Annotated in this window: 24 protein-coding genes; 12 read left to right on the top strand and 12 right to left on the bottom strand. The window is 65.3% G+C overall.

Annotation, left to right across the window (positions count from 1 at the left end; translation table 11 throughout):
• Nucleotide 1: 1 nt before the first annotated feature.
• A complete protein-coding gene (gene soxR / locus MYCSM_RS16320; protein WP_015307267.1) occupies nt 2–460 on the bottom strand; it encodes a redox-sensitive transcriptional activator SoxR in 459 nt (152 codons plus the stop codon).
• Nucleotides 461–513: 53 nt separating this feature from the next.
• On the opposite strand from soxR, the gene MYCSM_RS16315 reads away from it, so the two are divergent.
• Both MYCSM_RS16315 and MYCSM_RS16310 read left to right on the top strand, forming a co-directional pair.
• A complete protein-coding gene (locus MYCSM_RS16315) occupies nt 514–1230 on the top strand; it encodes an SDR family NAD(P)-dependent oxidoreductase (protein WP_015307266.1) in 717 nt (238 codons plus the stop codon).
• On the top strand, nt 1227–2291 hold the full coding sequence (locus tag MYCSM_RS16310; protein WP_015307265.1) for an S-adenosylmethionine:tRNA ribosyltransferase-isomerase: 1065 nt from the start codon (nt 1227–1229) through the stop codon (nt 2289–2291). Before MYCSM_RS16315 ends, MYCSM_RS16310 begins: the two co-directional genes overlap by 4 nt.
• Here the strand turns inward: MYCSM_RS16310 and MYCSM_RS16305 are convergent.
• Complete coding sequence (locus tag MYCSM_RS16305; RefSeq protein WP_015307264.1) at nt 2269–2901, bottom strand: TetR/AcrR family transcriptional regulator; 633 nt, start codon at nt 2899–2901, stop codon at nt 2269–2271. The two genes, MYCSM_RS16310 and MYCSM_RS16305, sit on opposite strands and share 23 nt — an antisense overlap.
• Before the next feature lie 60 nt (nt 2902–2961).
• Between MYCSM_RS16305 and MYCSM_RS16300 the strand changes: the two genes are divergently transcribed.
• Nucleotides 2962–3801, top strand: coding sequence for an alpha/beta fold hydrolase (locus MYCSM_RS16300; RefSeq protein ID WP_015307263.1), 840 nt, complete (start codon nt 2962–2964; stop codon nt 3799–3801).
• On the opposite strand, the gene MYCSM_RS16295 is transcribed toward MYCSM_RS16300, so the two are convergent.
• A complete protein-coding gene (locus MYCSM_RS16295) occupies nt 3798–4682 on the bottom strand; it encodes a cyclopropane mycolic acid synthase family methyltransferase (protein WP_015307262.1) in 885 nt (294 codons plus the stop codon). The genes MYCSM_RS16300 and MYCSM_RS16295 overlap by 4 nt on opposite strands.
• 163 nt (nt 4683–4845) lie before the next feature.
• Between MYCSM_RS16295 and MYCSM_RS16290 the strand changes: the two genes are divergently transcribed.
• Nucleotides 4846–5769 (top strand): bifunctional helix-turn-helix transcriptional regulator/GNAT family N-acetyltransferase, encoded by a 924-nt coding sequence (locus MYCSM_RS16290; protein ID WP_015307261.1) that lies wholly within the window; start codon nt 4846–4848, stop codon nt 5767–5769.
• A 2-nt stretch (nt 5770–5771) separates the two neighbouring features.
• Here MYCSM_RS16290 and MYCSM_RS16285 read toward each other — a convergent pair whose 3' ends face one another.
• Nucleotides 5772–6746: an esterase family protein gene (locus tag MYCSM_RS16285; RefSeq protein WP_015307260.1), complete on the bottom strand. Its 975-nt coding sequence runs from the start codon at nt 6744–6746 to the stop codon at nt 5772–5774.
• Nucleotides 6747–6865: 119 nt separating this feature from the next.
• On the opposite strand from MYCSM_RS16285, the gene MYCSM_RS16280 reads away from it, so the two are divergent.
• Complete coding sequence (locus tag MYCSM_RS16280) at nt 6866–7090, top strand: DUF1918 domain-containing protein (protein WP_015307259.1); 225 nt, start codon at nt 6866–6868, stop codon at nt 7088–7090.
• Between the two features lie 24 nt (nt 7091–7114).
• Here MYCSM_RS16280 and MYCSM_RS37810 read toward each other — a convergent pair whose 3' ends face one another.
• Complete coding sequence (locus tag MYCSM_RS37810) at nt 7115–7312, bottom strand: hypothetical protein (RefSeq protein ID WP_041312197.1); 198 nt, start codon at nt 7310–7312, stop codon at nt 7115–7117.
• Between the two features lie 149 nt (nt 7313–7461).
• Here MYCSM_RS37810 and MYCSM_RS36010 point away from each other — a divergent pair, with 149 nt between their 5' ends.
• Nucleotides 7462–8043, top strand: a complete 582-nt coding sequence (locus MYCSM_RS36010) for a chorismate mutase (RefSeq protein ID WP_232425604.1) — start codon at nt 7462–7464, stop codon at nt 8041–8043.
• A 14-nt stretch (nt 8044–8057) separates the two neighbouring features.
• Here the strand turns inward: MYCSM_RS36010 and MYCSM_RS16265 are convergent, their stop codons facing one another.
• Nucleotides 8058–8345 (bottom strand): putative quinol monooxygenase, encoded by a 288-nt coding sequence (locus MYCSM_RS16265; protein WP_015307257.1) that lies wholly within the window; start codon nt 8343–8345, stop codon nt 8058–8060.
• An 88-nt stretch (nt 8346–8433) separates the two neighbouring features.
• Between MYCSM_RS16265 and MYCSM_RS36005 the strand changes: the two genes are divergently transcribed.
• Nucleotides 8434–8781, top strand: a complete 348-nt coding sequence (locus MYCSM_RS36005) for a hypothetical protein (RefSeq protein ID WP_015307256.1) — start codon at nt 8434–8436, stop codon at nt 8779–8781.
• On the opposite strand, the gene MYCSM_RS16260 is transcribed toward MYCSM_RS36005, so the two are convergent.
• The 3 genes from MYCSM_RS16260 to MYCSM_RS16250 form a co-directional block, all read right to left on the bottom strand.
• Nucleotides 8696–9580 (bottom strand): cytochrome c biogenesis CcdA family protein, encoded by an 885-nt coding sequence (locus MYCSM_RS16260; RefSeq protein ID WP_041312194.1) that lies wholly within the window; start codon nt 9578–9580, stop codon nt 8696–8698. The two genes, MYCSM_RS36005 and MYCSM_RS16260, sit on opposite strands and share 86 nt — an antisense overlap.
• A 13-nt stretch (nt 9581–9593) precedes the next feature.
• Entirely contained in the window at nt 9594–10097 is a 504-nt protein-coding gene (locus tag MYCSM_RS16255; RefSeq protein WP_015307254.1) for a protein disulfide oxidoreductase, read from the bottom strand.
• Nucleotides 10098–10232: 135 nt separating this feature from the next.
• Complete coding sequence (locus MYCSM_RS16250; RefSeq protein ID WP_015307253.1) at nt 10233–11114, bottom strand: TIGR03854 family LLM class F420-dependent oxidoreductase; 882 nt, start codon at nt 11112–11114, stop codon at nt 10233–10235.
• Between the two features lie 68 nt (nt 11115–11182).
• Here MYCSM_RS16250 and MYCSM_RS16245 point away from each other — a divergent pair, with 68 nt between their 5' ends.
• The 3 genes from MYCSM_RS16245 to MYCSM_RS16235 are packed head-to-tail and all read left to right on the top strand — an operon-like array spanning nt 11183 to nt 13289.
• Nucleotides 11183–11596, top strand: coding sequence for a DUF6188 family protein (locus tag MYCSM_RS16245; RefSeq protein WP_015307252.1), 414 nt, complete (start codon nt 11183–11185; stop codon nt 11594–11596).
• A gap of 26 nt (nt 11597–11622) precedes the next feature.
• Nucleotides 11623–12813 (top strand): serine hydrolase domain-containing protein, encoded by a 1191-nt coding sequence (locus MYCSM_RS16240; protein WP_041312191.1) that lies wholly within the window; start codon nt 11623–11625, stop codon nt 12811–12813.
• A gap of 11 nt (nt 12814–12824) precedes the next feature.
• The gene (locus MYCSM_RS16235; protein ID WP_015307250.1) at nt 12825–13289 is read left to right on the top strand and encodes an SRPBCC family protein; all 465 of its coding nucleotides are present in this window, start codon (nt 12825–12827) and stop codon (nt 13287–13289) included.
• A gap of 20 nt (nt 13290–13309) precedes the next feature.
• On the opposite strand, the gene MYCSM_RS16230 is transcribed toward MYCSM_RS16235, so the two are convergent.
• Entirely contained in the window at nt 13310–13765 is a 456-nt protein-coding gene (locus MYCSM_RS16230; protein WP_015307249.1) for a hypothetical protein, read from the bottom strand.
• A gap of 169 nt (nt 13766–13934) precedes the next feature.
• The gene (locus MYCSM_RS16225) at nt 13935–14894 is read right to left on the bottom strand and encodes an alpha/beta hydrolase (RefSeq protein WP_015307248.1); all 960 of its coding nucleotides are present in this window, start codon (nt 14892–14894) and stop codon (nt 13935–13937) included.
• A gap of 25 nt (nt 14895–14919) precedes the next feature.
• Here MYCSM_RS16225 and MYCSM_RS36890 point away from each other — a divergent pair, with 25 nt between their 5' ends.
• Together MYCSM_RS36890 and MYCSM_RS16215 are read left to right on the top strand one after the other, a co-directional pair.
• Nucleotides 14920–15228, top strand: coding sequence for a hypothetical protein (locus MYCSM_RS36890; protein ID WP_015307247.1), 309 nt, complete (start codon nt 14920–14922; stop codon nt 15226–15228).
• Nucleotides 15229–15300: 72 nt separating this feature from the next.
• Complete coding sequence (locus MYCSM_RS16215) at nt 15301–15804, top strand: nuclear transport factor 2 family protein (protein WP_015307246.1); 504 nt, start codon at nt 15301–15303, stop codon at nt 15802–15804.
• A gap of 5 nt (nt 15805–15809) precedes the next feature.
• Here the strand turns inward: MYCSM_RS16215 and MYCSM_RS38240 are convergent, their stop codons facing one another.
• Nucleotides 15810–16367, bottom strand: coding sequence for a hypothetical protein (locus MYCSM_RS38240; RefSeq protein ID WP_232425603.1), 558 nt, complete (start codon nt 16365–16367; stop codon nt 15810–15812).
• Between the last annotated feature and the right edge of the window lie 230 nt (nt 16368–16597).

Below are 16597 nucleotides of genomic sequence, written 5' to 3'. Positions count from 1 at the left end.
TCTACGCCGGATGACGCAATGATTTGGGTAGGTAAACCGCACCGGGACCGGCAACCGACGCGCTGTCGGCGGGGTTCGAGATCACACAGCGCTTCAGCGACAGGCACCCACACCCGATGCAGGAATCCAACTTGTCCCGCAGCGCCATCAGTCCCGCGATCTGCTCGTCGAGCCGCTGCCGCCAATCCTTCGACAGGCGAGTCCAATCCGCGCGCGTGGGGGTGCGACCGTCCGGAAGCATCTCGAGCGCGGCCGCGATCTCGTCGAGGGTCAAACCGACATTGCGGGCCGCGCGAATGAATGCCAACCGCCGCAACATGTTTCGCTCGAACCGTCGCTGACCGCCACTGGTCCTGCTGGCACTGATCAGGCCCTCCTTGTCATAGAACCGGATCGCCGACGGCGCGAAACCGCTGCGCTCGGCCACCTCGCTGACAGTCAGCAGATCTCGACTCTCCATCGCTTCCCCTCAGCTCTTGACTTAAAGTTCACTTCAACTATCAGTATGCCAGTATGACTGTTTCCCAACACATCTCTACCGCGATCATCACCGGAGGTTCGCGCGGCTTCGGCCGGGCGACCGCCACGGCTCTACTCCAACGCGGGTGGACGGTCGTTACCGACGCCAGGCGCGCCGGCGACCTCGCGGCGACGGCCGCCGAATTGGACTCTGCCCGGCTGAGCACCGTCCCCGGCGACATCACGCGACCCGCGCACCGGGCCGCAATGGTTGCCGCGGCCATGGACGCCGGTCCGCTGCGACTACTGGTGAACAACGCCAGCCGGCTCGGGCCCAGCCCGCAACCCCGGCTGGCCGACTACCCCGCCGCCGACCTGCGCGTCGTGTACGACACCAACGTCTTCGCTGCCCTGGCGCTCATTCAGGCCGCTTTACCCGCACTGATCGCCGGCAACGGTGCCATCGTCAACATCAGCTCCGATGCCGCCGTCGAACCGTACGAAGGCTGGGGCGGCTACGGCTCGTCCAAGGCCGCTCTCGACCACCTCACGGCCATCCTGGCCGCCGAGCACCCAGACCTCGGCGTGTACGGGTTCGATCCCGGCGACATGCGCACCGAGATGCACCAGGCGGCATTCCCCGGCGAAGACATCTCCGATCGTGCCGAACCGGAGTCCGTCGTGCCCGCGCTGCTGCGCCTACTCGATACCCGGCCCGTATCCGGTCGCTACCGCGCGCAGGACCTGCTCGCGGTCGGAGCCGACGCATGACCATCGCCATGCCACGCACGCGCTTCGAGCGGCCACCCGGATCCGACGCCGTCGAGCCCCCCGAGGCGCACGGCGTCGCGCGCGACGGCGTCAAGCTGATGGTCGCGACGCCGGACGGTATCGCGCATCGGCGGTTCACCGATCTGGGTGAGCACCTGGAAGCGGGCGACCTGCTGGTGGTGAACAACTCCGCGACGCTGCCCGCCGCGGTGGACGGCGTTCGCCACAATGCGCCGATCGCTGTGCATTTCTCGACGGCGCTCGACGATCACACGTGGGTCGTCGAACTGCGGCCCGCCGTCGACGCCACCAGCCATTTGCACGACGTCGAGCCTGGCGAGCGGGTCGGGCTGCCCGATGGCGCCGCACTCGTGGTGATCGCGTCCTATCCGCGATCAGGCGTCGTGGGCAGTCGGCTGTGGACCACTCGGTTGGCGATCGAAGGCGATGTCACCTCCTACCTTGGCAGGCACGGCCGGCCCATCCGATACAACTATGTGCTCCGCCCCTGGCCGCTGGAGAGCTATCAGACCGTATTCGCCCGAAGGCCCGGCAGTGCCGAAATACCCAGCGCGGCAAGGCCATTCAGCGCCGAATTGGTGACATCGCTGGTCGCCGCCGGCATCGTGATCACGCCGATTACGTTGCATGCCGGTGTCTCGTCGGCAGAGCAGGGCGAACCACCTGCTGCCGAACCGTTCGAGGTGCCGCCGTCGACGGCGCGACTGATCAATACGACCCGGGCCTCAGGCGGACGGGTGATCTCCGTCGGCACCACCGCGACCCGCGCGGTGGAATCTGCGGCCGATGCCGACGGCACGGTGCAGCCCGCAGCGGGCTGGACGGACGTGGTGCTGGGACCGGAGCGCCCGCCGCGTGTAGTCGACGGGCTGATCAGCGGCTGGCACGACGCGGGCGCCTCACATCTGCTGCTGCTGGAAGCGGTCGCGGGTCCGGAGGTGGTGGCGGCGGCGTACCGGGAAGCAATCGCGGCCGGATATCTGTGGCACGAATTCGGTGACAGCGCGTTGCTGCTACCTACCGTCCCGCGATCCCGTTGATCAACCGTTCGCACACGGCATCCATCTGTTCGCGCGCCTCAGTGGGATCCGAGGCACGCGAGACGAACAGCGCCGCCTCGTCGAGCGCGCCCAGCAGGACGTGCGCGGTGGGTCGCAGCGGCTGTTCGGGGATGGCGCCCTCACCGATCGCGTGTGCCAGCATCCCCTCGATCACCCCGAGTCCGTACTTCACGCCGACCGCACGCCACCGATCCCAGCCAAGCACCGCCGGCGCGTCGATCAAGACGATCCGCTGCACATCGGGTGCCGAACAGCGATCGAGGAACAGGCGTGCGCCCAGCCGCATGGCTTCCAGGGGGTGCGGTGGCCCCTCGTCCATGATCTGTTGCGCGATGTCGGCGACCAGATCACGTTCGGCCTCTTCGTAGACCGCCGCGAACAGGGCGGCCTTGTCGTCGAACTGGTGGTACAGCGCACCCCGGGTCACTCCTGCTGCGGCGACGATCGCCTGGGTCGACACATCGGCAAACCCCTTGTCGGCGAACAGCTTCCGCGCAGCATCGATCAGCACCGCCCGCGTTGCCGCAGTGCGCTCGGCCTGAGTGCGCCTGGCCGGGGTCTCGACCATCAGTTCGTCGTTGACTTTCATACTGGCTGCACGTAACTTCCATACTAGGTGTTTGTAAGTCTGATCGGAAGGATAGCGAAGATGCCGCAGATCGCGTTGGACCAGGCAACGATCGACTACCGCGTGTTGGGTCCCGAAGACTCGCCGCATCCGCCGGTGCTGTTCGTGCACGGGATCCTCGTCGACAGCCGGCTGTGGGACCGGGTGGCAGAAGGCTTGGCGCGGCAGGGTTTCCGCTGTTATCTGCCGAATTGGCCGCTGGGCTCGCACACCATTGCGGTGAACGACCAAGGCGCGCTGTCGCCGCACGGAATGGCCACGATGATCCGCGACGTCATTGACCAACTCGGGCTGTCGGACGTCACGCTCGTCGGCAACGACACCGGCGGCGGCCTGTGCCAGCTCGTCATCGACGCCTATCCGGAAAAGATCGGCCGACTCGTGCTGACCAACTGCGACGCGTTCGACAAGTTCCCGCCGTTCCCGTTTACCCTTGTCTTCGCGCTGCTGCGGGGCCCGATCTCGATAAAGCTGCTATTCGAGCAGATGCGGATCAAGGCCCTACGGCACTCTCCGCTCGGCTTCGGACTGCTGGTGCGCCCCGACCCGGCGTTGACCGCGTCCTGGCTGGAGCCCGGCCGTACGGACGTCCGCATTCGGCGCGATCTCGCGGCGCTGCTGCGGAACGTGGCGAAGACGGACCTCGTCGACGTCTCGGCCCGCCTGGGCCGGTTCACCAAGCCTGTGACGATCGTCTGGGGCCAGGGCGACCGCGCCTTCACTCCAGCGCTCGGCAGGCGACTCGCAGCGCAGTTCCCGAACTGTGCGCTGATCGAGGTGCCCAAGGCGCGCACGTTTGTGTCGCTTGACGCGCCAGAAGCCGTGATCGAGGCGATCGAGAAGGTCGGTGCCAGCGCCTAGTTCTTGACGAGCGTGAACTGGCAGATGTCGGTGTAGCCGTCACGGAACAGCTCGGCGCAACCGGTCAGGTACTTCATGTACCGGTCGTACACCTCTTGGGACTGGATCTTGATCGCCTCGTCCTTGTGCGCCTCGAGCGCCGCCGCCCAGATCTCGAGAGTGCGCGCATAGTGCAGCCGAAGTCGTTGCGCGAGCGTGAGTTCGAAGCCGACCTTCTCGGCGTGTTCCTGCACCGTCGTCGGCTTCGGCAGATCGCCGCCGGGGAAGATCTCGTCCATGATGAACTTGCTGAACTTGAGCAGCTTCATGGTCAGCGGCAACCCGGACTCGGCGAATTCTTCGTCGGTCGGCTTGATGATGGTGTGCAGCAACATGACGCCGTTATCAGGCAAGAGCTGATAAGCCTTCTTGAAGAAGTCGTCGTAGCGGTCGCGGCCGAAGTGCTCGAAAGCGCCAATCGACACGATGCGGTCGACGGGCTCGTCGAACTGCTCCCAGCCCTGAAGCAGCACGCGCTTGCTTCTCGGGCTGTCCGATGCGGCGAGGACCTTCTCGACGTGGGCCTTCTGGTTTTGGCTCAGGGTGAGGCCGATGACGTTGACGTCGTAGCGCTCCAGCGCGCGCTTCACCGTCGCGCCCCAGCCGCAGCCGATGTCCAGCAAAGTCATGCCGGGTTGCAGGCCCAGCTTGCCGAGGGACAGGTCGATCTTGGCGATCTGCGCCTCTTCGAGCGTCATATCGTCGCGTTCGAAGTAGGCGCAACTGTAGGTCTGCGTGGGATCCAGAAAGAGCCGGAAGAACTCGTCGGACAGGTCATAGTGCGCCTGCACGTCTTCGAAGTGTGGCTTCAAGTTCTGGGTGTCGCTCGTGGTATCTGGCAAGGTGAGCCTTTGGCTGTGTGATTGATGTTGGACCGGGCTCCGCGTGTTTCGAGAGCCACCCCCGTCGAGAGGGCAGTGTACGCAACGCCGATGTGAACGGTTCCCAGGACCTGTTCAGCACAGATAGTTGACAGAATCAGAAGATTGTTTGACGCTGTCAACTATGAGTGGTGTGGTAGATGATGTCCGCGGATTCAACCGTTTCTACACCCGTGTCCTCGGCCTGCTCCGGCCCGATCTGGCCGGGTCCGCGTTCGGGCTCACCGAGGCCAGAGTGCTGTTCGAGCTGGCGCTGAGGGATGACGTCGCGGTCGCCGAGCTCCGCCGCGACCTCGACCTCGACGCCGGCTACCTCAGCCGCATCCTCTCGGGATTCACCCAGGCAGGATTTGTGGCCAAGGAGAAATCGGAGGCCGATGCGCGCCGCCAGATGGTCCGGCTGACCGACGACGGCCGGCGCGCATTCGACGAGCTGGATCGATTGCAGGCAGATGCTATCGCAACCATGCTGGCGCCGCTCGACGACGGTCAACGAGCCGAGCTCGTCACCTCGATGGGACAGATCCGCCGCGTGCTTGGTGACGAACCGCGCCGGCATGGCCTCGTGCTTCGCCCGCCCGCGCCCGGTGACCTCGGCTGGGTGGTCGAGCGGCACGGTTACCGCTACGCGACCGAGTACGGCTGGGACACGACGTTCGAGGCCCTCGTCGCGCGAATCGTCTCCGACTTTGCTGAGCGCGGCGACATCAAACGCGAGGCGGCGTGGATCGCCGAGATGGACGGTGAGCGGGTGGGCTGCGTGTTCTGCACCGCCTCCACCGATCCCGATGCCTCGGACACCGCGCAGCTGCGGCTGCTGCTCGTCGAGCCCTCGGCGCGAGGAGCCGGCGTGGGCACAAGGCTGGTCGACGAGTGTCTGCGGTTCGCCCGGCGCGCGGGCTACCGGCGAATCACCTTGTGGACCAACGATGTTCTCGTGGCTGCTCGGCGAATCTACGAACGCGCCGGTTTTCGGTGCGACCGCCGCGAGCCCCACCACAGCTTCGGACACGACCTCGTCGGCGAATACTGGTCACGAGTCCTGTAGAACTAGGCCGTCGGCCCCGCGCCGAGCACCCGCTGGATATCGGGCTTCATGGCCTGCAGTTGGCCGCCCCAATAGCCCCAGCTGTGCGTGCCGTTGGGCGGAAAGTTGAACACCCCGTTGCTGCCACCGGCTCGCGTGTAGGCGGCCTGGAAATCCCTGTTGGTCGTCATGGTGAGGCCCTCCAGGAACTGCGCGGGAATCTGCGCATTGCCCAGCCCGGCGTCCAGGTCGGTCGGGTTGCCATTGCCGCTGTACACCCAGATGCGGGTGCCGTTGGACACCAGCCGGCCGATCTGCAGCATGGGGTCGTTGCGCTGCCAGGCGGGCCCGCCATAGGGGCCCCACATATCGAGCGCGTTGAAGCCGCCCGCATCGCCCATCGCGATGCCGACCAGTACGGGCCACAGTCCTCGTGACAGATTCAAGAAGCCCGATAGCGAACCGGCGTAGGCGAATTGGCCAGGGTGATACGCGGCCAGGATCAGTGCTGCGCTGCCCGACATCGAAAGGCCGACGACGGCGTTGCCACTCGGGCTGACTCCCTTGTTGGCGGCCAGCCACGCCGGCAGCTCCGACGTTAGAAACGTTTCCCATTTATAGGTCTGAGTGGTGCCGTTGCCGACGGCGGGCCGATACCAGTCCGTGTAGAAGCTCGACATCCCGCCGACGGGCGCCACCACCGACAAGCCCGAGCCGTCGAACCAGCTGAACGCGCCGGTTTCGATGTCCCAGCCGTTGCGGTCGTCGCGGGCCCGCAGACCGTCAAGAAGATAGACCGCCTTCGGGCCGCCGCCCTGGAACTGCACGGTGATGTCGCGACCCATCGACGGCGACGGAACGCTTAGTACTTCGACGGCCGCCCTGGCGGTTGGAGTACCGCCCACAATGCCGATCAGTGCTGGCAGCAACGCCGCCGCGAAGAAAGCCGCCGACAGTCGGCGGATCCACTTACCTGGTGCCTGGTGAGAAATATTCATGGTCCTACTTCGGTCGTCCCGACAAGGGTTTAATCGCGGTGCAACCGGGCTCAGTTACAGCGCGACGGGAGGACAATCGAAGACGCGTAACCCGCGACCGGAAACGAAAGGAGCGGGCGATGAAGGCCAAAGTGGGCGATTACTTGGTGGTCAAAGGAACCACGGTCGAACAGCACGATCAGCGCGGGGTGATCACCGAGGTGCGCTCGGCTGACGGGTCGCCGCCGTATGTGGTGCGGTGGTTGAGCAGCGATCACATCGCGACGGTGTACCCGGGTCCAGACGCACTCGTCGTCACGCCAGCCGAACAGGAAGCCGCCGACGCACGGCACCGAGCGCACTAATCGACATCGGCACGCGGACGTTGCTCAGTTGTGTACTGCTGACGACTCGCGGAGGAGTAGCCCGTAGCCGTTGGTACACAGGCTGATTCGCAGCGGCCGGCTCGCGACGTGAGTGGCGAGCCATGCTCGGAGCACCGGCAATTGCTTGTCGACCGATGCCTGCTTCACCCCGAGTTCGCTCAGCAGCGCCGACAGGCTGGTCGGTTCCGTCGAAACCGTCATGGCTGTCCCCCTTGACACCCGATAGGCAATTCTATTGCGGGTGGCCGCCCCGACGGAGCCGTTTGCTCAAACGCCGCATTGCGATCTGTGGCAAGTCTCGTGAAGTTAACTGGCCTCGTTCACGTGTGGCCGTACGCAATGATGGACCCGTGGCTGTTGATGATCGGGTTCGGCGCTGCACGACAGGATTTGCAGCCGTGGTCGTCCTTGCGGTGATGCCCGTGACTCCGCAGGCGCACAGCGACGATGCCAACCCACTTGCGGATCTCGTCGACGCTGCGACCCAGCGGCTGCAGACGGCAGAGCCGGTGGCGGCGACCAAGTGGATCAACGGTGGCTCGATCGAGGACCCGCCGCGCGTAGAGCAAGTGCTCAAGGCCGTATCCGCCGATGCCGACCGCAAAGGCGTCGAGCCCGATTACGTCCGAGCGATCTTCACCGATCAGGTCCACGCCACCGAGGCGCTCGAATACTCCCGATTCGCGCAGTGGAAGCTCGACCCGGCGTCTGCGCCCGGCTTCGCGCCCGACCTGGGATCGTCGCGCGCGACCATCGATCGACTCAATACCGAGATGGTCGACCAGATCGCTGCGCAGTGGCCCGTTCTGCACTCCCCCGACTGCACTCGCCTGCTCGCCGAGGCCATAGCCGGTGTCACCCGCACCCGGGCGATTGATCCGCTCTATCAGCGGGCGCTTGACTTCTCCACCCATTCATATTGCGCACCTTGATGATTCGCCTCTGATCAGATCAGGGTGCGCTCGCCTTCGACGTCGTATTCAGCGACCGAGGCGCAACGGATCGAGGCCGCCTGCTCGTCGCTGGTACCACCTCCGCGAAACGCCTCCACCGCTGCCTGCGACTCCCACCGCTCGAAGATGTTGACCCGGCCCGGGTCGATCAGGTCGGCCGATAGCGCGAAGTCGAGGCAGCCCGCCGTGCGGCGCGCCTGGCGCACCACCTCGACGCATCCCGACAGGTAGTCGTCGCGGTGCTGCGGATCAACCACCAGGTGTCCAGCGACTATCACCATCGCGGGCCTCCTTCGTCTATTCGATGCGACCATCACCTGGTATGACTGCAGTTCGGGGTAAAAGTCACCGCACCGCACTGGGGCAGCCATGAATTTCCGCGAGGCACGACAAGTCATCGGCGCACTCGAGACCGATCCTGACGCAGCACGCGCGTTCGGTGACGTATACGAGATCGGTGACGGAACAACCGTCATCCCGGTCACCACGGTGCGCGGCGGCGCCCGCAAGCCCCTAGGGGTGTTCGTGGTCAAGGACGGCAAGGCGTCCTGGGTGCTGGCGATCGATGGCGAACGGATCGCGATGATGGGAATTCTGGTCGGGTTGGTATCGGCGGTGTTCGCGGGCATCGCTATGGTTCGTCGCCCGCCATGGCCCGATCTGCACGGCGATGTTTCGCGCGCATCCTGGCGCCCCACGCTGCAGCCGCGACGATAAGCACGGCCAACACAATCAGCCACGGCCAAGCGCCGTGCTGATGAACCCAGCCGGCGATCGCGCCCTGCACCCGGCCTGCGCCCGCGATCACCGGGTCTTGCGGATTGCCGTTGCCGGCGAACAACCGGATTTCGTAGAGCCCGTAGTAGCCGACATAGCTGCCCACCAGTAGCAGCAGTGCTCCGCTGATCCTGTTGACATACGGCACAATTCGGCGCATTCGTTCGACGACCGCCGAACTGGCCAGTGCGGCCGCCACCGCAAGCACACCGACCACGAGCGTGAAACCCGCGGCGTAAGCGACATACACCGCCGCAGCGCCGACGACCGAGTCACCGCGAAGGCCGGCCGCTGTCACCGCGAGAAACGGTCCTACCGTGCACGACAACGAGGCGACCGCATAGCTGACCCCGTAGCCGAACATCGAGCCCAGCCGTGCCGTCGGTGCCCACCGCGCACCGCGCGCCAATCCGCGCGGCGGTGTGATCTCGCGGCCGACGAGCAGCCAAATACCAAGGGCGACAAGAACAACGCCGATGACCACCGTGACGTACGGCAGGTAGCGCTGCACCGTCGAGGCCACGGACACGGTGAGCACACCGAACGCACCGAAGAGAATGACGAAACCGACGGCCATCGCGGCTGTGGCCGCCACCGCCCGCAAGACGGCCGTGCGTCGCCCGACGTCGGCGCCCCTCACGACCAGCGCCAGATACGCAGGCAGCATGGCAAATCCGCAAGGGTTCAGCGCCGCCACCAAGCCGGCGCCGAAGGCCAAGCCCACCAGGTCTTGGTCCACAATGCGCGGCGGCCTACGACAGTGCTGCTACCCGGTCGGACAGCTCCTGTTGGGGCATCGCCGAGGTCGGGTTGTTCACGAACGTCGACGAGCCGTCGGCTCGGTAGAAGACATACGCCGGCTGCCACGGGACGTTGTATCGGGCCCAGATCGACCCGTCGGCGTCGTTGAGGTTCGTGAAATTGAGGTTGTACTTCGACACGAAGCCCTGCATGTCCGCGACGTTGGAGCGCGCGGCGACACCGACGAAGGTGACCTTGGGATTGGCCGCTGCGACCTGGCTGACGCTCGGCGCCTCCGCGTTGCAGAACGGGCACCACGGGGTCCAGAACCACAGCACCGCAGGCTTACCGACGAGGCTCGCCCCGTTGAACGGCGCGCCCGACAGCGTCGTGCCCGTGAAGTTCAACCGGTCATCCGCGACGGCCGCGGGTGCAGTGACAAGCCCGAACGCCAGCGCGGCGGCGGCCGCACAAACGACGAGCGATCCGATCAAGCGTGAAATTCGACTGCTCATCCGCCATCTCCTTCGTTAGAGCGGCACCGCGTGAATCGCCCGCGTCGCACACTCCTAAACACGGTGGCACCGCGGCCGAGGTTCAGGTCGGGAACGGGCGAGATATGTCGCTGGGAACGCTGCTGGCTAACGAGGTCAGTTCTGCCGCGGGATCAATTCGGCCACGAACCGGTCGATGAATTGCTCAACGTTGGCGGGCAGGGCGGGCCGGATCACGAATTTGGTCAGGCCCGCAGCCAAATACGCGTCGAGTTGACGGTGCAGTTGCGGCCAGCCCGCTGCGACGAGGTCGACGGGATTGACGTCGGGCCTGCGCCGCCCCACAGCCGCGACAAGGGCATCCGGCACCGAGCCGTCGCTGACCGCGAGGTTGATTCCGAAATGATCGGGTTCGATTTCGCGGCCGGCGTCGGCCGCCGCCTGCTGGATCTGCTCGCGACCCCGGCGCGCCTCCTCGGGGGTCAGGAAGCTACCCAACCAGCCGTCGCCCAGTGTGCCGATACGACGAAACGCCGCCGGTGCGGATCCGCCGAGCCAGATGTCGAGCGGTTTGGCGGGCGTGGGTTGCACGCCCGCGGAGTTGACCGTGAAGTAGTCGCCCGTGAACGCGACATCCTGTTGTTCCAGAACCGATCTCAGCAATCGCAGCGATTCGTCGAACACGCCGGCGCGCTCACCATCGGGCACCACGAAGATCTCGCGTTCTGCCGGAATCGCCGACCGCAGCCCGAAAACAGGCAGCACCCGTTTGGGCGCCAGCCCGGCCAGCGACGCGAGCTGCTTGGCCACCAGGACGGGATGGCGGCCGGGTAGCACCGCGACCGACGTGCCGACCTTCAGGTTTGTGGTGCGGGCCAGTGCGAAGGCCATCCCCACGAACGGGTCGACCGCCTTCGAGTACACCAATTCCGAGAACCACAGCGAGTCGACACCCGTCGCCTCCAAATGGTCGACGATGCTCGCCAATTGCTCAGGACCCGTATCCGCGCCCAGCCCGATGCCGAAGCGAATCTTCACGACCCGATGCTAGGTGAAACTGCGCCGAAACCCTTGTGCGCCGTTGCCTCAGAGGCCAGAGTGAAAAAATGAGCGAACCGTGGATCCGGGGCTGTGTGGTCCAGCGGATCATGTTTCGCGACGGTCTGGTGCTCAGCCTCGACGACAACGAACTCGTCATCTCGGTGCCCTTCTACTTCACGCTGCCGAAGACCGCACGGGACGAAGAAGAGGCGGTGCTGATCGATCCGACGGTCGCACGGCCCGAGCATCGGGCGTTATTCGACTTCGCGGGATCCGAGTGCAGCAACGCGAGCTGGGACGAGGACGGCAGCCTGCATCTGGGGTTCTCCGACGGCCACGAGATCCACGCGCACAGCGACGAGCGCCGCACGGCCTGGGAGCTCTACGGCAAGCACCACGGATATGCGGCCTGTCTGGCCGGTGGCCAGGTGCGCGTCGTGCGACACGACCTTCCGGAGGACGAATCCGCGGAGCGGTAGCGGTGCAGCGCTTAACCTGGCGGGCGATGACTGCACGGATGATCGCCCTCGCCGCCGCGGTGGCGTTGCTGCTGACGATGTCGGGCTGCGGCGACAAGTCGACACCACAATCGCCGACAACTGGTCCCCCGGCCACGCCCGAGACGACGAAACCCATCGACGACGCGATCGCAAAGCGGCTCGACGCGGCCGTCAACCAGGCCATGACAGCGGCCGGCGTGCCCGGTGCGATCGTAGGTATCTGGGGGCCCGACGGTGACTACGTTCGCGCGTTCGGGGTGGCCGACAAGACTACGCGGGCACCCATGAAGGCCGATTTCTACAGCCGAATCGGCAGTGTGACAAAGACTTTCACGGTCACGGCGATCCTGCAGCTCGCCGATCAAGGCAAACTTGGTCTCGATGACTCGATCGCAGAGTTCATCGACGGGGTGCCTCTCGGCGATAGGATCACGCTGCGCCAGCTCGCCAGGATGCAGAGCGGACTGGTCAACTACACCGCGACACCGGAGTTTCAAAAGGCGATGTTCGCCGATCCGCGCCGCCCCTTCACCCCGCACGAGTTGATCGACTTCGCGTTCACCCAACCGAACAAGTTTCCGCCCGGCGACGGATTCGAGTACTGCAACACCAACACGGTGCTACTCGGCATGGTGGTGCAGAAGGTCAGCGGGCAACCGTTGAACTCCTACATCCAGGACCACATCCTGGCCCCATTGGGCATGAGCCACACCAGTTTTCCGACCACAAACGCCTTCCCCGACCCGCACGCGCAGGGATACACCAAGCAGACGGCGGACGGCAAGGAAGCGGTCGCTACCGACTGGGACCCGTCGTGGGCATGGGCGGCGGGAGCGATGATCTCGACCCTCGATGACATGCGAATCTGGGCGTCCGCGTTGGCAATCGGCAAGCTGCTCACGCCGCAGATGCAAGAGCAGCGGCTGCAGACGGTGGGGTCACCCGGCATGCCTCCGCAGGACGGGTACGGGTTGGGCATTTTCAACCTCGGCGGCTGGATCGGACACAACGGCAGCCTGCCCGGCTATCAGGCCGTGGTGGTCTACCTGCCGCAGAAGCAGACCTCGTTGGTCATCCTGACCAATACGGATATCGACTATCAGGGCGGCGAGCCGAGCACCACGCTGGCGACCGCGATCACCAAAGAGCTGACGCCGGACCATGTTTACTCACTCGGTCCGCAGATGCCGCGTTGAAAGGGGTAGAGATGCAGGGTTCTGCGACCGTCTCCATGTCGGCACCCGCCGACAAGATTTGGAACCTCATCGCCGATGTTCGCAACACCGGCAGGTTTTCACCGGAAGTGATGGAAGCCGAATGGCTCGATGGTGCCACCGGCCCCGCGCTGGGCGCGCGTTTTCGCGGACACGTCAAGCGCAACGAGATCGGCCCGGTGTACTGGACCACCTGCCGGGTGACCGCATGCGAACCCGGTCGCGAATTCGGCTTTGACGTGTTGGTCGGCAACACGGCGGCCAACACCTGGCACTACCGATTGACACCGACCGATAGTGGCACCCAGGTCACCGAGTCATTCCGCATGCCTGACAGCCTGTTTGCGAAGCTGTTCTCGGTGCTGGGTGGCCAATTGCGGCAGCGGCGCAACGTGGGTGACATGCGCACCACCCTCGAGCGCATCAAGTCCGTCGTTGAAGCGCCCGAGGGTGGCTAACGCCTGCTACTGAACGCCTGTTACTGGACGCCGATGCCGAAGATCGGGATCCAGAGGCCGAACAGCCAGATCCCCCACTGGCCGAAGCCGTCATCCCACACGGGATTGACGTTGTAGCCCCAGTAGTTGAACGGGTGCGGCGGGCCCCCATCCCACTGGAAGGCCGGCGGCGGGCCCCAGCCCCACGGCGGCGCGCCCTTGCGGTCGTCCCACCAGTCGTGCCGGTTATTGGCCCACCAGGGACCCTTGTCCCAGCCCCCGGGATTCCAGTCTGACTCGTGGCCACGGCCGTTTCCGTTGCCATTTCCATCACCGTTACCACACCACGGAGGACAGAAATCGTCGTTTCCATGCCCCGGCTTCAGCGGTGCGGGCGCAACCGGGTCCGCCGACGCCACGGCCCCACCGGGCCCAAAGGCCCCGAAGCCGAGCGCGCCGACGATCATGGCTGCTGAGAAAAACTTCGACAGCCCCATCGTCAATTAACTCCTACCTTGCGGTCCCATCGTCGAAACCCGACGTCAGACCGTCACTATTCATTCCGTACGTGGAGAGACGCAAACGTCTGCTCCTCTACGGATATCGGTGCGTGCGACAGCGCCGTTACCAATCGGATGTTGTTGGTGGATCAGGGTTTTGCGGAAATCAGAGGGTGCGCAGGCGGCGGATGCGATCGTCGATTGCCCGCTGCGAAACGTCGGCTTCGCGGGCCAGCGCCTCAAACGCATGCGGACAACCGGGATGCAGGTGCAGCTCGGTCGACACCCCGGCATCGGAAAGGCGCCGCGCGTAGGTGATGTCCTCATCGCGGAAGATGTCGAGGTCACCGATGTCGATGTAGGTTGCCGGCAGCCCCGTCAGATCCGTCGCGCGCGCCGGGGCGGCGTAGGCCGACACGGTGTCGGTGCCCGCGCTCTCGCCGAGCAGTGCCCCCCAGCCGGTGACGTTGTCGTCGTACGTCCACGTCAAAAACGGCAGCAACTCCGGATCCGGCGTCCCAGCGCGGTCGTCGAGCATCGGGTAGATCAAGATCTGCTGAGCGAGCGCGGGGCCGCCGCGATCACGGGCCAGCAGCGCCACCCCTGCGGCCAGACCACCGCCTGCGCTGTCGCCCATCACCGCGATGCGAGCGGCATCCACGCCGAGCCTGGAGGCGTTGTCGGCGAGCCAGCGAAGTGCGGCGTAGCAGTCCTCGACCGGCGTGGGATGCGGATGCTCGGGTGCGATCCGATAGTCCACCATCAGCATGGGCACGCCCGAGGTGGCGACGTAGTCGCGCATCGCCAGGTCATACAGGCGGCCGAGGTGTTGGAGGCCGAAGATCATGCCGCCGCCGTGCAGGTACAGCACCGCGCTGCCCGGCTGACTCGCCGTGGCGTGGTACCAACTGAGGTCCAACGTCGCGCCGTCGTCGGTCTTCAGCGTGTGCTTGTCCACTTCGACGCCGCCGACCGGTTGCCACGTCGTGGCGACATAGTCGAACATCCGGTGCCCGTTGATTCGCCGGCTTTCGACGTCGCCGATCGGCGGGGCCTCTGCCTGCCCCACGGCCTCCAGCAGCGGACCAAGCCCCGCCTGCACCTGCGCGTCGATACCGAGTGCCATGCCTGCGACAGTAACGTGACGGCACGTGACACGAGCGCAAACCGATACCCCCGCGGGTCAGCGCATCTCACCATTCGCCACAGGCGTGGTCGTCACGGTCGCGGCCATCAACGCCGTATTACATTGCATTGCAAGCGCATTCGGCGGCTACTGGTTCGACGAGGTGTACATGCTGGCCATCGGCCGCCATCACCTCGACTGGGGGTCGCCCGATCAGCCTCCCCTGGCGCCCGCCGTGGCCGCGTTGATGAATGCGATCGCACCCGATTCGCTGGTCGCACTGCGCATACCCGCGGTCCTTGCGACCGCAGGCGGCACTTTGACGGTGTCCTGAAACGGCTCCGCCGCACGCGCCAGGCTGGTAGAACAGGTTCTAGTTTTTAGCTGCGCGCCGAAGGAGTCTCGGATGGGTAAGTGGTCACGCGAGGAGCTCGAAGAAGCATTCCGGGCTTACCAGCAAGACGTGATCGACGTCGGCAAGACGTGGGACTGGTCAAGCTATGCCGACCATTTCACCGAGGATGCGAAGTACGTCGAACACGCGTTAGGAAACATGGAAGGCCGCGAAAACATCCGCGAGTGGATCGTCTCGACGATGAACATGTTCCCCGGCAGCGAGATGCCGTCGTATCCGGTCGATTGGTACTCGATCGACGCCGACAAGGGCTGGGTCATCTTCAAGAACATCAACACCATGAAGGACCCCGGCGACGGCAGTGTGCACGGAGCGGCGGTGATCACCGTGCTCGAGTACGCGGGCGATGGCAAGTGGAGCTACGAGGAAGACGCGTACAACCCGATGAACTTCATGATGATGATTCAGGGGTACATCAAGCGCTGTCACGAACTCGGCACGATCTCCGACGATGCGCGCAACTTTGCGAAGAACATGAATTGGCAACTGTCGTAACCCTTTTAGCGTGAGTCCCACCAGGCAAGCGCTCGTGTCCCGCACAGGGTCAGCCACTTCGATGGCTCGGCCGCCGACACGTCGACCTCGAACCACACTCGACCGCGATGTCGGCCGGCCTGCAGCCATGTGCCGTCCGGCTGTCTGGCGGCGCGGATCAGCTCGATCGCCTCAGTCATGCGCGGGTCTGGCTCGACGCCGTCAATCAGTGACGCCAGGCGGAAATATTCGGCTGCGTTGAGCACGTTGTAGGTCCACCGAAATGGGTAGGCGAAGCGGCCCACCCACGGTGCCACCGGTTCGCCGGTCGACAGCCGGCGGAAAAGCCCGCGCCGCAGGAGGTACTCCTCGCCGGAGCGCCGGGCGGCGCGGGTCGCGTCGGTGCCTCCGGTCGTAGCGTCGTAGGCGAGCAGTCCCTTCAGCGAGTTGAGCGTCGAGTGGAACGACGATCGCGTTGAGCCCTCGACCCATTCGCAGTTCCAGCCGCCGTCGGGCAGCTGATGCTCGAGGAACCAGTCGACGAGGCCGGCGATGTCGGCGCCGAGCCACACACCGTTCGCCACCGTCCAGGCATTGATGCAGCAGTCGACTTCGCCGCCCCAGTACGGCAGGTTTTGGTATTCCCAGCGGCTGTTCTCGGCGAGGAGTTCGACCGTGCGCCGCTCGTTAGGACAGCGGCATCAACGCCCCACTCCCGCAGCGAGTTCAGCGTCCACGTCGTCGCCGTCCACGGCTGCCCGGCACCTTCTGCAGCCTCAGGGCCGTCAAAATCGAAGTCGCCGGGGAAGAACGC

The sequence above is a fragment of the Mycobacterium sp. JS623 genome, from assembly GCF_000328565.1.
Taxonomy (GTDB): Bacteria; Actinomycetota; Actinomycetes; order Mycobacteriales; family Mycobacteriaceae; genus Mycobacterium.
The sequence above is the reverse complement of the archived record's forward strand: the minus strand, read 5'-3'. Positions and strand labels throughout refer to the sequence as shown.